8 protein-coding genes and 1 tRNA gene are annotated in these 14201 nt (G+C 32.9%); 6 read left to right on the top strand and 3 right to left on the bottom strand.

All coding sequences use genetic code 11. The features are described from left to right. The first annotated feature begins 35 nt into the window (after positions 1-35). Positions 36-4001, top strand: coding sequence for a reprolysin-like metallopeptidase (locus KO504_RS14815; protein WP_215928099.1), 3966 nt, complete (start codon positions 36-38; stop codon positions 3999-4001). A 58-nt stretch (positions 4002-4059) separates the two neighbouring features. Here KO504_RS14815 and pth read toward each other — a convergent pair whose 3' ends face one another. From pth to KO504_RS14800, 3 genes are all read right to left on the bottom strand, one after another. After that, entirely contained in the window at positions 4060-4692 is a 633-nt protein-coding gene (pth, locus tag KO504_RS14810) for an aminoacyl-tRNA hydrolase (protein WP_215928097.1), read from the bottom strand. An 80-nt stretch (positions 4693-4772) separates the two neighbouring features. Beyond that, on the bottom strand, positions 4773-5405 hold the full coding sequence (locus tag KO504_RS14805; RefSeq protein ID WP_215928096.1) for a 50S ribosomal protein L25/general stress protein Ctc: 633 nt from the start codon (positions 5403-5405) through the stop codon (positions 4773-4775). A 179-nt stretch (positions 5406-5584) separates the two neighbouring features. Beyond that, positions 5585-6526: a ribose-phosphate pyrophosphokinase gene (locus KO504_RS14800; RefSeq protein WP_215928094.1), complete on the bottom strand. Its 942-nt coding sequence runs from the start codon at positions 6524-6526 to the stop codon at positions 5585-5587. Between the two features lie 179 nt (positions 6527-6705). Here KO504_RS14800 and KO504_RS14795 point away from each other — a divergent pair. The 5 genes from KO504_RS14795 (at position 6706) to KO504_RS14775 (ending at position 14189) form a co-directional block, all read left to right on the top strand. Then, positions 6706-6787: transfer RNA gene (locus tag KO504_RS14795), tRNA-Leu, on the top strand. A gap of 498 nt (positions 6788-7285) precedes the next feature. After that, entirely contained in the window at positions 7286-8236 is a 951-nt protein-coding gene (locus KO504_RS14790) for a T9SS type A sorting domain-containing protein (protein ID WP_215928093.1), read from the top strand. Between the two features lie 88 nt (positions 8237-8324). Further along, positions 8325-10631, top strand: a complete 2307-nt coding sequence (locus tag KO504_RS14785; RefSeq protein WP_215928092.1) for a chondroitinase-B domain-containing protein — start codon at positions 8325-8327, stop codon at positions 10629-10631. A gap of 24 nt (positions 10632-10655) precedes the next feature. Beyond that, positions 10656-11702 (top strand): polysaccharide lyase family 7 protein, encoded by a 1047-nt coding sequence (locus KO504_RS14780; RefSeq protein ID WP_215928090.1) that lies wholly within the window; start codon positions 10656-10658, stop codon positions 11700-11702. A gap of 201 nt (positions 11703-11903) precedes the next feature. Continuing rightward, complete coding sequence (locus tag KO504_RS14775) at positions 11904-14189, top strand: heparinase II/III domain-containing protein (protein WP_215928089.1); 2286 nt, start codon at positions 11904-11906, stop codon at positions 14187-14189. Positions 14190-14201 lie beyond the last annotated feature (12 nt).

Genomic DNA, 14201 nt, shown 5'->3' with positions numbered 1-14201 from the left:
AATTTCGAAGAATCTTAATTTTTATACAAACATTTATGAAAACAAAGCTACATTTTGTTTTGGCATTATCCTTATTTTTATCTATATTTTCAGTAACAGCTCAGCAGAATTATTGGAAAAAAATGAATAAAAATGAGCTGAATGCCAATGGAAGCAATTCAACTCTTAATCAAAAATTTTATCAGACATATCAATTAGATATAGAGACCTTTAAAGCGCAATTAATTAATGCTCCATTGCGTTCTGTTACAACAACGACATCTAATACTAAGGTTTACCTTCCTAATTTAGAAGGTGAATTAGAACAATTTATGGTTGTTGAAACTCCTGTTTTATCCGAAGAATTATCTCTAGAGCATCCTAATATTAAAACATATTTAGGATTTAGTACTAGAGTGCCAGGTGCAAGAGCGCGTTTTAGTATTACTCCTCAAGGTTTACAAAGTATGGTAACCTATCCTGATGCGCCAATGCATTTTTTAGTACCATTGAGTAAAACAGATGCTACTTCGTATATTCTATACAATAGAGCTGCGCGAACTGAAAATTTAAAAGAATTTGAATGTTTAACAGAAGATGTATTTATAGAAAACGATACTATTGAGTATGCAGGTAGAGATGCTAATGATCAAATATTGAGAACTCTTAGAATTGCAATTTCAACAACGGGTGAATACACTAACTTTTGGGACGATGGCAATGCTGGTAATGGTGATGCTCAAGACGATGCTTTGGCTCAGGTTGTTTCAACTTTAAATAGAGTTAATGAAATCTATGAAGTTGATATGGCTGTAACATTTGTTTTAGTTACAGGAAAAGAAATTATATATGCAAATGCTGGTTCAGACCCTTACACAGGTAGTTTAAATTCGCAATTACAAACCACATTGACCAATAATATAGGTGAAGCAAATTACGATATAGGTCATTTATTTACTTATGATGATAACAACGGAAATGCAGGTTGTATAGGTTGTGTTTGTGTAGATGGAGAAAAAGGAAGCGGTTTCTCTGCTCATGAATTTACAGACAATGATGGAGGACCATATATGTCAGATTTCTTTGATATTGATTACGTACCACATGAAATGGGGCACCAACTAGGGGCAAACCATACGTATTCAAATTTTTCTGAAAACACAGGTGTAAATGTAGAGCCAGGTAGTGGTACAACAATTATGGGTTATGCAGGTATTACAGGTAATAATGATGTGCAAGATCATTCAGATCCATATTTTCATTATGCCTCTATTACGCAAATATTAGATAATCTTAATGTAAGAACGTGTTGGACAAGTACTCCTATTACTAATAATCCTCCAGTATCAAATGCAGGATTAGATTATACCATACCTGTTGGAACTGCTTTTGTTTTAAAAGGAGCCGCTACAGATGCTGATGGAAGTGATGTTTTAACATATACATGGGAGCAAATTGACGATGGGACAACAAATTTTGGGAATTTTGGACCAAATAAAACCTCTGGTGCAGTTTGGAGATCGCGACCTCCAAGTACATCACCAGATCGTTATATGCCAATTATTGAACGTGTAATTTCTGGACAATTAACAGAAACAAATCCAGTAGTAACGGCAAATAATTCCTCTTGGGAAACGGTATCTAATGTTGGGAGAACTTTAAATTTTGCACTCACTATAAGGGATAGAAGTGAGGCTGATGGAGTTGGGCAAACGCCTCAAAGTGATTTTGATACGATGACTGTTACAGTTGATGATGCTTCAGGGCCTTTTGTGGTAACGTCTCAAACTACTAATGAAATTTGGGATGCAGGATCTAGTCAAACTGTAACTTGGGATGTGGCTAATACAGACAGTGGCTCTGTTAATACACCTACGGTAAATATCTTATTGTCTACAGATGGTGGTTATACATTTCCATTTGTAATGGCTACTGCTGTGCCAAATGATGGATCACACGATGTTACTATACCAATTACAGGTGGTGACTCAACAACTGTTAGAGTTAAAGTAGAAGGAAATAACAATATTTTCTACGCTATAAATCCTACAAACTTCACCATTCAAGAATCAGAATTTGTTCTTAATGTTGCTGAAAGTTCTGTAGATGTTTGTACGCCAGATAATGCTGTGTTTACCTTTACTTATAATACGTTTTTAGGGTTTTCTGACACCACTACTTTTAGTGCTTCGGATTTACCTGGAGGTGTAACTGCCTCTTTTTCTCCATTTTCAGCAACTGCAGATGGTACAGAGGTTACAGTTACTATTAATGGTATTGGAGCTTTATCATCAGGGAATTATCCATTTAATTTGGTTGGTACCTCTGGTGCAATAACTAAAACTTCTGAAGTAGAATTTAATGTATATGACTCTAATTTATCTACTTTAAATTTATTAACTCCTTCTAATGGGGCTACTGATGTACCTGCAGATGCTGCTGTTTTTACATGGGATGCAGATTCAAATGCTACAATGTATGACATTGATGTAGCTACAGATGCAGGATTTACTAATATTGTTGCAACATCAACAGTTGATAACCCAACATATACAGTTACGACTTTAAATGTTCTTACTTCTTATTTTTGGAGAGTGAGAAGTAGTAATGATTGTGGATTGGGGAATTACTCGCAATCAAGCTTTACGACGGCAAATATTTCATGTGCATTATATGATTCTGCAGATACACCGTTAAGTATTCCAGATTTTAATACTTCAGGTGTTAGTTCAATTATAAATGTACCAACACCATCAATAATCAGTGACATAAATGTAACTGTAAATGTAACTCATGATTGGGTAGGAGATGTTACTTTAAAGCTAATAGCTCCAAACGGAACAGAAATTCCATTGTCAACAAGTAATGGAGGTAATGGTAGTGACTATGTTGGAACTGTGTTTGACAATGAGGCAGGTGCATTAATAACTGCAGGAGTGGCACCTTTTACAGGTGCTTTTCAGCCAGAAGGAGATTTATCAGCATTAAATGGAAGTCTTTCAGGTGGTGATTGGATTTTAAATGCGTCTGATACAGGATTTTTTATTGGAGGTAATTTAGAAAGTTGGTCTATTGAAATATGTGGTGTGATTCAAGCAGATGATGATAATGATGGTATACCTAATGATTCAGACAATTGTCCAATGACAGCAAATTCAGATCAAGCAGATTTAGATGGAGACGGTATAGGAGATGTTTGTGATGACGATATTGATGGTGATACAATTTTAAATGATAGTGATAACTGTCCTTTATATGCTAATACAGATCAAGCTGATACAAATGAAAATGGAATAGGTGACGTATGTGATTTTGAATGTAGTATAACTTCAGCAACAGATACTCCAATTACTATATCTAATGTAGGTAATGTTGTATATACCTCTACAATTTCTATTGCTAATACTGGTTTGGTGTCTGATGTTAATGTCTTACTAAATGTTTCACATTCTTACGCTTCAGATTTAGATATATCAATAACTAGTCCGAGTGGAACAGTTGTAGAATTGTCTACAGATAATGGTGGTAGTGGTGATAATTATACAGATACTTTATTTGATGGAGAGGCTTCTGCATCAATCTCTAGTGCTTCAGCTCCATTTACGGGAAGCTTTTTACCAGAAGGTGATTTGTCAGCCATATATGGAGAATCTGCAGCGGGAGATTGGACGTTAACCGTAGTTGATGATGCTAATGGAGATGGAGGATCAATAGAAGAGTTTACACTAGAATTGTGTGTGCTTCCTTTGTTATCTGTAAATGAAGTTACATTTAATTCGGATTTAAATATCTATCCAAATCCTAATAACGGAACATTTAATATTACAATGCGTAATCCTATATCTAATAAAGTTGATATTGAGGTTTATGATATTAATGGTAGAAGAATTTTTGAAAAACGTTTTAACTCTACTCAAATAGTTGATGAACAAATAAATTTAAGTCAGATACAGTCTGGTATATATTTGGTAAAAGTTAAAGATGGAAATCATCAAATTATTAAGAAAATTGTAGTGAACTAACTTACAGAGTAGAAATTAGTATAAGCTGTCTGAAAATATAATTTTTCAGACAGCTTTTTTATTTTCCATTAAATTGATTCATTGTTGTATTTACACCAGCTAAGGCGAAAGATTTAATAAGTTCTGCGGAAATTTTTAAGCGCTCATCGAGTTTAGAATTTTCCTCTTCATTCCATTCGCCTAAAACGTAATCTACCTGCCTTCCTTTGCTAAATTCGTCACTAATACCAAATCTAAAACGGTTATACTTTACGGTTTGTAATTTGTCTTGTGTGTCTTTTAAACCGTTGTGCCCTCCGTCGCTACCTTTTGTTTTAAGGCGTAGTGATCCAAAAGGCAGGTTCAAATCATCTGTTACAACGAGTAGATTTTCTAAAGGTATTTTTTCTTTTTCTAACCAATATTTTATGGCTTTTCCGCTGAGATTCATAAATGTGCTAGGCTTTAAAAGAATTAAGGTTCTTCCTTTAATTTTTAAAGTCGCAACATCACCTAGTTTTACAGTTTCAAAGGACACTGCATTAGTTTCAGCTAAATGATCAAGAATTTTAAAGCCAATGTTGTGTCTGGTATGGGTGTATTTTTCTCCAATGTTTCCTAAGCCAACAATTAAGAATTTTTTCATTATATCGTCTTCTGTAAGTTTAGCCTTATCGCTAAAACCAAACCATTTTTTTAAAAGTTTATACATAGAGTATTTCATCTTTGTGTAAAAATAAAAAAAGCATCCTATAAATAGAATGCTTTTTAAATATTTGAAAATTGTAATATCTATTCTTTTACTGCAGCAACATCGTCAGTTTCAGTAGCTGGTACATCTCCTGCTTCATCTTCGTCATCATCAGCATCAACAACAGCTAATCTGCTTCGTCTTACTTGACAAACAACAGTGTTGTCTGGGTGTAAGAATTTGTAATCTTCGTTTTCTAATTCAGTGATATAAAATTTACTTCCAATTTTTAATGGAGTAATATCGATTTCAATAAAATCTGGTAATTTAGAAGGGATAGCTTTTACTCTAAGTTTACGGTAAGGCATTCTTAAGTTACCACCATTCATTACACCTTTAGAAGATCCTATTGTTTTCACAGGGATTTCCATTGTAATCGCTTTGTTTTCGAAAATTTGATAGAAATCTACGTGTGTAATTCTGTCTGTTACAGGGTGAAATTGAATATCTTGCATTACTGCATTGTATTCTTCACCGTTATCTAAAGCAATCACAACTGTGTGTGCGTTAGGTGTGTATACAAGTTTTGAGAAAGCTAATTCTGGTGCTGAGAAATGCAAAGCTTTGTCTCCTCCGTATATAACGCAAGGAACCTGACCAGCATTACGTAAGGCCTTCGTTGCCTTTTTGCCTACGCTTTCTCTTTGAGATCCGTTAATTGTAATTGATTTCATTTTTAAAATGTTTGTTTATATAAAATTTAATTCCCTCATTTTGAGGGCTGCAAATTTAGGTATATTATATGAAAATACTAGTGTTAGTGGACTATTTTTTATAAGGTCACTTTTTTTTGAAATTAAATAAGCATTTTTTCAGCCTTAAGTTTCGTCTGAAAAGGGCTTAAAATCTAGATTTACATTATAAATTTGTTACTAATAGATTCGTTATGGTGTACATGGTGCATAACTTCGGCAAATAAATCGGCACAACTCAAGACTTTTAATTTTTTGCTTTCTTGTTTTAAAGGAATAGAATTGGTAACAATTAATTCTTCAAGTTTAGAAGCTTCAAGTCTTTCATAAGCAGAACCAGATAAAATAGGGTGTGTACAAATCGCTCTTACACTTAAAGCACCACGTTCCATCATTAAATCTGCGGCTTTGGTTAATGTCCCAGCTGTATCTACCATATCATCTACTAAAACGACATTTTTACCAGTAACATCTCCAATGAGTTCCATATGAGAAATAACATTTGCTTTTGCACGTTGTTTGTAGCAGATAACAACATCGCTTTTTAATGCTTTAGAATAGGCATAGGCACGTTTTGAACCTCCCATATCTGGTGAAGCTATGGTTAGGTTGTCTAAGTTTAAGCTTTTTAAATATGGTAAAAATATGGTTGAAGCGAATAAATGATCTACAGGTTTTTCAAAGAATCCTTGAATTTGATCAGCATGTAAATCCATAGTGATAATTCGTGTTGCACCAGCTGCTTCTAACATTTTAGCTACTAATTTTGCAGCAATAGGAACTCTAGGTTTGTCTTTTCTATCTTGTCTTGCCCAACCAAAATATGGCATAACAGCAGTGACGTGTCTTGCCGAAGCACGCTTAGCTGCATCTATCATTAAAAGCATTTCCATTAAATTCTTTGGTCCTGGATGCGTAGATCCAATAATAAAAACACGTGTACCTCTAATAGATTCCTCGTAAGATGGTTGAAATTCGCCATCACTATAAGTAGATGTAATTACATTTCCTAGTTTAACACCGTAGGATTTTGCAATTTGTTCTGCAAGGTCTGTGCTTTGTGTACAAGCAAAAAATTTGGCTTCTTTGGTTTCGTATGACATTTGATATCAGTTATTTGGTTGGTGTTGTGTTGTGTTTTTTATTTGCTTCAAATTTAGAAAATTATTTTACTACAAAAAGGATAAAACCTACTAATTTTGATAGGTTGACAGAAATAATTTTCTATTTTTGCAGTCCAAAATTGCATTAGCAGTTTAGAAGTTACCAATTATTTTTAATTGCTCAAGTGGTGGAATTGGTAGACACGTTGGATTCAAAATCCAATGTCGCGAGACGTGCGGGTTCGATTCCCGCCTTGAGTACGCTAAAGCCTCCAACCTTTTACAGGTTGGAGGCTTTTTTTGTTTGTAAACTTTGTTTTTTTTGAGAATTAGTTAGTTTAATTCTTAATATGCTGCCTAATTGTACTTCTATTATAAGATTTAATGACGTTTTAATAAAGGCTTTTTTAACGTGATTAATCAGTTTTCTTAAGAAAATTATCCGTTTTATATGCAAAATTAACCCAATTCCTTTTTTAGTGTGAAAAATTATCTCTACTTTTGGTTTACCAGATTGGTTTACCAAAATATAAAAGTATTAAATGAGGTGGAACTTAGCTTCGATATAGGTTGTTTCTAAAGTGCTTTTTTTTTGTATTTAGATAAGAATGTAGTTGTGGTAGATGATGAATAATGGGGCGTTAATAATTAGATATTAATTTTTCTAATAGGAAATTAAACTTAACCTGTAGGTGAATACAACAAAAGAAACTTAATAAGTTACACATTAAATATTAACCACAATTAAATTACATTATTATGAAAACAAATTTACTTTTTAGTTTTATTCTAGCTTTGGCTAGTAGTACAATGTTTGCTCAAGACCCTGTGGTTTTGAATTCCGATTTTGATAAAATACCTAAAATTTCTGGTAGTGATTGTTCTTGTTCGGGATGGATGAATAAATCATTAGGAGATCAAGCGGAATCTTCTGAAAATATTGATGAAACACCAGGTAATGATGCCATTAAATTTGATAATTTTGAAGCCGATTTAATGTATCAAGAAATTGCAGTTTTAGCAAATACAGATTATAAATTAACGTATCGTTATAGAGTTAGTGGTGGTGAAGATGGAACAAGTGAATTAGAAATACGTGTTTTAAAAGGAACAGGTTATACAGACGGTTATGTGCCTACCTATTATGCTGCACCTGTAGAAGTGCCATCTGATGGGTTTGGGTATTCTGATATTACTGTGGTAGAAAATGTAGCAAATAATATAGCTACTATTGTAGAACCTTATCCAGGTAATGATGATTATACGCTTGCTGAATTTACGTTTAATACAGGAGATGAAACAAGTATAGCAATTTTGGCGAGAGGTATAGGTAGACCAAATACTCCTAATGATGATAATGATTGTGATGATGCTCCAGAAGATATTACAAGATGTTATACTTGGTCTGCAGGTGATCAAGAAACGAGAATAGATTATGTAGCTTTAACTAATGAGTCACTATCAGTAGGAGAATTCTCTGCTCAAGGGGTTAAAGTGTATCCTAATCCAGCAAAAGATTATATTAATATAGATTCAAATACATTAGAAGTGGCTTCTGTAGCGGTTTATGATATTTTAGGAAAGAACGTACTTTCTCAAAAAGGATTAAACAATAACCGTTTAGATGTTTCTATGTTAAATAACGGTGTTTATTTTTTACAAATTAATGCTAACGGAAATACGACAATTAAAAAGATAATTATTGAGTAGTCTAAGCTTTAATAACTATTAAAAAAGCCTTTTAAAAACAAAAGGCTTTTGTCTTTTTAACAATATATGAAATAAAATAGTGCCATTTATGAAAAAAATAACAACCATTATTTGTCTATTAGTATTACTTACAGCTTGTAGTAAGCCTAAAATCTCTAAGCTAATTAAGGTGTCTAATCTAGAAGAATTAAACGCTGCTATTAAAGACTGCAAAGCTGGAGATGAAATTGTTTTAGCTAATGGAGTTTGGAAAGATGTTGAAATTAAATTTTTAGGAAATGGTACAGAAGAAAACCCAATTATCTTAAAAGCAGAAACAGCAGGAGAGGTTTTTATTGAAGGTGTTTCCAGTTTAGAACTAAGCGGAAATCACTTAGAGGTTAGTGGATTGTTTTTTAGAAACGGTCATTCTCCTAAAACTAACGTAATTGCATTCAGAACTAGTGCAAAAGAGGTTGCAAATCATTCTAAAGTTACAAATTGTGTTATTCTGGATTTTAATAATTTAGAACGAGACCAAGATAATATTTGGGTGCAGTTTTACGGAAAGCAAAATGAATTAAGTAACTGTTATATTGCTGGTAAAACTAATGGCGGACCAACAGTTAGGGTAGATCTTAAAGGGAATCAAAGTATAAGAAACTATCATAACATTATAAACAATCATTTTGGGCCAAGACCTAGAAAAGGTGGTGCAAGAGGTGAAACCATTCAATTAGGAAGCAGTTTTACATCTATGAGTCCAAGTAATACAACAATTGCCAATAATTTATTTGAAGAATGCAATGGTGAAGTTGAAATTATATCAAGCAAAACTAACTTCAACATCATTAAAAATAATGTATTTTATAAAAGTGAAGGCTCTGTAGTAACACGTCATGGAAACTATGTTACTGTTGATGGTAATTATTTTATTGGTGATGGTGTAAACGACCAATATGGTGGAATAAGAATTATTAATACAGGGCATTGGATTACAAATAACCTTTTTTATAAAATAAAAGGAAAGAATTTTAGAAGTCCAATAGCAATTATGAACGGAATACCAAAATCGCCATTAAATAGGTATAATCAGGTAACAGATGTGGTTGTTGCTTATAATACGTTTATAGATTCAGATTCGCCTTGGCAGTTTGGGGTTGGTACTAATATTTCGCAAGCTGATGTATTACCTAAATCAGAAATTCGTTCCGCTAGACCATTAAGAACAGAAGTTGTAAATAATGTTATCTATAATTCTGTTGGTGATGCTAATCCAATTATTGAGCACGATAAAGCTGATGGTGTAACTTTTGCAAGCAATATTATAGATAATAATGGAGTAGATTTTTCTAAAAGAGACGGATTAACTTCAAAAAAATTAACACTAACGCCTATAGGTTCAGGTATTTCTGCTCCAGTTTCTGGTTTTAGTGATGTTGAGGTTTATAACGGTTTTGATTTTGAAACAATCACTGAAGATGTATTAGGAAATTCAAGAGGTAAGTCAAATCAGGTGGGGGCGATTTTAGATGTAGAAAATATCAAGTTAGATATTTTGAATAAAGCCAATTACGGTGCAGATTGGTATTCAAATGAAGTAGAAGTTAGAGACCCTAAAACGCATAGTGTATCAAATGCTTCAGAATTAGTGGCTAAACTTAAAGACGCAGGAAATGGAGATATTTTAGAATTAAATGCTGAAGTTTTTAAGATTTCAGAATCTTTAATTATTGATAAAACCATCACTATTCAATCTAAAGGTAATACCGAAATAGTACACGAGGGAGCTGCAAATACACCTGCTTTTTCTTTAACCCCTTATGGGAAATTAACAGTTAAGAACATTAAGCTAATAGGTAACACTTCAAATTATGCATTTGCCAGTTTAAAAGAAAATATGTCTAATCATTTTGGTTTAGAAGTTATAGATTCTGAAATCAGCAATTTTAATTACGCGTTAAGAGTATACAAACAAGCGTTTTCAGAAGAGATCACTTTCAAAAACACTACAATTGCTGATTGTGAAAATGGTATCGAATTATCTGAAGAAACAAACGACAGAGGAGATTATAACACAGAGTATCTAACCATTGATAACTGTACTTTTAATAATGTAAAACAAAATGTTGTTGATTATTATAGAGGTGGTTACGACGAGTCTACTATTGGAGGAAATCTTTTAATTACTAACAGTACCTTTACAAATAGTGGATCAGAAGAGAAAAACCAAAGATTGTTAAACCATAACGGAATTGTAAATGTGAATATTAATAATAATACCTTTAAAAACAATAAGGTGAAATTTGTTTCCATTCTTTGGGGAGCAAAAAACAATGTTGAGTCAAACAACACCCTTATCAATTCAGGGCAAATTAAGACAGAAGAAAACTTAGTTATGACGCTGATGTATTAATCTAACTGCTAAATTATTCTATACATGAAAAAAACACTATTCACCTTCGCTATACTTTTAACAATTGTATCGTGTAAGAACGAAACAGCATCATCAGAAATAAAAGCTGAAGAAACAACTGAAATAGTAAAAAAATACCCAAGTGATGTTATTCCGTTTATGGATCAATGGAAGATTCTTTTAGGTGATGGTACTAGTGTTAAAGATTTAGTTGGCTATGATAAAAAGGATTTTTTCTATGTAGAAAACGAAAACAATAGGGATTGGGTAGTGTATAAAACACCTAATTCAGGTATTACTTCTCGTACTTCAAGTAACACCAGAACAGAATTAGGGCAAAAAAAACATTGGGTGCCCGAAACCGGAGGTAAATTAACAGGAACATTAAAAGTGCAACATGTTTCGGTTTCAGGAGATGCTAGAGTTGGAGCATCATATTCTGTAGTTGTTGGTCAAATACATAGTGATGAAGGTCATGAAAATGAACCTTTAAAAATCTATTATAAAAAATTTCCGGGACACACAAAAGGTTCTGTTTTTTGGAATTATGAAATCAATACGGCAGGTGATAATTCTAAAAGATGGGATTATTCTACAGCGGTTTGGGGTTATGATATGTCGGTTGTTGGTACAAGTCCAGAGACCTATCCTGTAGAACCAATAGATGGGATTGCCTTAGGTGAAGAATTTAGTTATGAAGTAAATGTTTATAAAGGTATAATGTATTTAACCTTTACAAGTGAAAACCACGACACCAAAACGTTTACTAAAAATTTATTAAAATCAGATTTTACAACAAAAGAAGCTATTCCTCAACAAATTTGGACTTTATATGCCTCTATAGGTCGTGATGGAGTAGAACGTGAAAATGCTTATGCAGGAGAAATAAATTATTTTAAACAAGGAGCATATAATCAAACCAACGGTAAAAAGCCTGAGGATAATATGGTTTGGAGTACAGGAGCCCAAATTTATAATGGAGATATAGCAAAGCAATACGAAAATGGATGCTATGCTGAAGTTTGGTTTAAAGAAGCAACAGTAGGAGAAGGAACTTCGCCTAATAAATAGTCGTTGACTTTAAGCACTAAGATTGTCGTTTTTATTTGGTGTAATTATAGGTTTTTTGAGCCTTTCTAATTACATGTTCTAAAATCAAATTAAGAATAAGAGAGCAAATTAATATAGTTTTGTGTTAATTGTTAATACATTTTTTTGGTTAACTTCAAAAAACACGTATATTGGTAAACCAATTTGGTAAACCAATTTTGTATGAAAAATCAACTTATTTTCTCTTTTCTTGCAATCGTTTTTTTGTTTTCTAATTTCTCTTGTAAAGAAGAACGTAGTTCTGTTTCTGAAAGCAATACCGCTAACCAAAACGGAAGTCACCCAAACTTAATACTTACCCAAAATAGTGTTTCTAACATAAAATCGCAATTACGAAATGTTCCTGTTTTTGACGCTACTTTAGCTGCTGTAAAACAAGACGTGGATTTGGCTATAAAAGCAGGTATAGATGTGCCAATTCCTAAAGATATGGCAGGAGGTTATACGCATACTCAGCATACTTTAAACTATAAAAATATGCAAAAAGCTGGTGTTTTATTTCAGCTTTTAGAAGATGAAAAATATGCTATTTATGTAAGAGATATGTTGTTAGAATATGCAAAATTATATCCAACTTTAAATCGGCACCCTCAAGAACGTTCTTATGCGAGAGGCAAATTTTTCTGGCAATGTCTCAACGATTCAAATTGGTTAACATATACAAGTCAAGCCTACGATTGTATTTACGATTGGTTGCCAAAAGAACAGAGCGACTATTTAAATAAAAGCTTTTTTAGACCATATGCAGATTTCTTATCTATAGAAACGCCAAAATACTTTAACCGTATTCACAACCATAGTACTTGGGGAAATGTTTCAGTTGGTATGATTGGTTTAGTTATGGATGATGACGAATTATTAAATCGTGCATTATATGGACTTAAAAACATAGATATAGACAATAATGCTTTAGATAATGATGGTGGTTATATTTATGATAAAGACGGAAAAGCAGGTTTTTTATCAAACTTAGATGGCCCTTTTTCTCCTGATGGGTTTTATACAGAAGGTCCTTATTATCAACGTTATGCTATGTATCCATTTATGATATTTGCCGAAGCACTCCAAAATAAAAAGCCAGAATTAAAGATTTTTGAATATAAAGATGGTGTGCTTTTAAAAGCTGTTGATGCCCTTCTAAATTTAACAGATGCAAATGGTGAATTTTTCCCTTTAAATGATGGTCAAAAAGGAATGTCTTACTTCACCTCTTCGTTGGTGTCAGTTGTAGATATTGCCTATCACTACGGAAATCAAAAACCAGAATTACTCTCTGTAGCAAAAGCTCAAAATGCAGTGCAGTTAAATGCGGCTGGCTTAGATGTTGCTATAGGTTTACGGGATGGTAAGGAAAAACCATTCATTAAAAAATCTATGGAATTAAAAGATGGAGCCAAAGGAGATGAAGGAGCTGTAGGAATATTAAGGTATAACGATGATAATAATACCGTAGGATTAGTAATGAAATATACAGGGCAAGGCTTAAGTCATGGACATTACGATAAATTATCGTTTTCACTATATGAGGACGGAGAGGAAGTTATACAAGATTACGGTTTGTCTCGTTTTGTGAACATAGAGCAAAAAAACGGTGGTGGATATTTAAAGGAAAATAAAACCTTTGCAAAGCACACTATTGCTCATAATACTGTCACTCAAAATGAAACCTCACACTTTAATTATGATTTTGCAGTAGGAAGTAATAATCATTCTGAAAAATATTTATTCGATGCTTCAAATCCGAATGTTCAAATTATGAGTGCTAAAGAAACCAATGCTTATCCAGGTACTAATTTTCATCGTACGATGTTGTTAATTAAAGATGCAGGACACAAAAAACCATATGTCCTAGATCTTTTTAAAGTAAGTTCAGAAAAAGAAAACCAATATGACTTTCCGTATTATTATTTTGGGCAAATAATTTCAACAAGTTTTGACTATAAGGCTAAAAAAAACTTGGAGCAATTAAGTGATAAAAATGGCTATCAGCACTTATGGAAAGAAGCTCAAGGGAAAGCCGAAGCAGGTCATATTCAGTTTACATGGCTAAATAATAGAACCTTTTACAGTATAACATCTGCAACTTCAAATAATGATGACATTATTTTAGCCAGAATTGGTGCTAACGACGCTAAGTTTAATTTACGAAGAGATCCCGCAATAATCATTAGCAAGAAAAATACGAAATCTACGGTGTTTGCTTCCATTATAGAATCGCATGGCGATTACGATCCTGTAGCCGAAAAAGCCAACATGGCATATAGTCAATTTAAAGCTATAAAAGTTGTAGTAGATAATAAAGCGTATACGGCTTTAGAGTTGGAATTTAAATCAGGCGTTTCTAGAGTTTTTATACTATCAAATGATAATGCCGCTAAAGATGCCAAACACACATTAAAAATTAACGGTAAGAACTATGAGTGGTCAGGTTCTTATTATTTTAAATAAAACATACAAAAC

This window comes from Winogradskyella psychrotolerans (assembly GCF_018860565.1).
In the GTDB taxonomy this organism is placed as follows: Bacteria; Bacteroidota; Bacteroidia; order Flavobacteriales; family Flavobacteriaceae; genus Winogradskyella; species Winogradskyella damuponensis.
Note: the sequence above shows the minus strand (reverse complement) of the source record. Positions and strands in the feature narration are given on the sequence as shown.

Coding starts and splice junctions, on each gene's coding strand:
- KO504_RS14775 (WP_215928089.1), top strand. CDS start 11,904: ATGAAAAATCAACTTATTTTCTCTTTTCTTGCAATCGTTTTTTTGTTT.
- KO504_RS14790 (WP_215928093.1), top strand. CDS start 7,286: ATGAAAACAAATTTACTTTTTAGTTTTATTCTAGCTTTGGCTAGTAGT.
- KO504_RS14780 (WP_215928090.1), top strand. CDS start 10,656: ATGAAAAAAACACTATTCACCTTCGCTATACTTTTAACAATTGTATCG.
- KO504_RS14805 (WP_215928096.1), bottom strand. CDS start 5,405: ATGAAATCAATTACAATTAACGGATCTCAAAGAGAAAGCGTAGGCAAA.
- KO504_RS14815 (WP_215928099.1), top strand. CDS start 36: ATGAAAACAAAGCTACATTTTGTTTTGGCATTATCCTTATTTTTATCT.
- KO504_RS14785 (WP_215928092.1), top strand. CDS start 8,325: ATGAAAAAAATAACAACCATTATTTGTCTATTAGTATTACTTACAGCT.
- pth (WP_215928097.1), bottom strand. CDS start 4,692: ATGTATAAACTTTTAAAAAAATGGTTTGGTTTTAGCGATAAGGCTAAA.
- KO504_RS14800 (WP_215928094.1), bottom strand. CDS start 6,526: ATGTCATACGAAACCAAAGAAGCCAAATTTTTTGCTTGTACACAAAGC.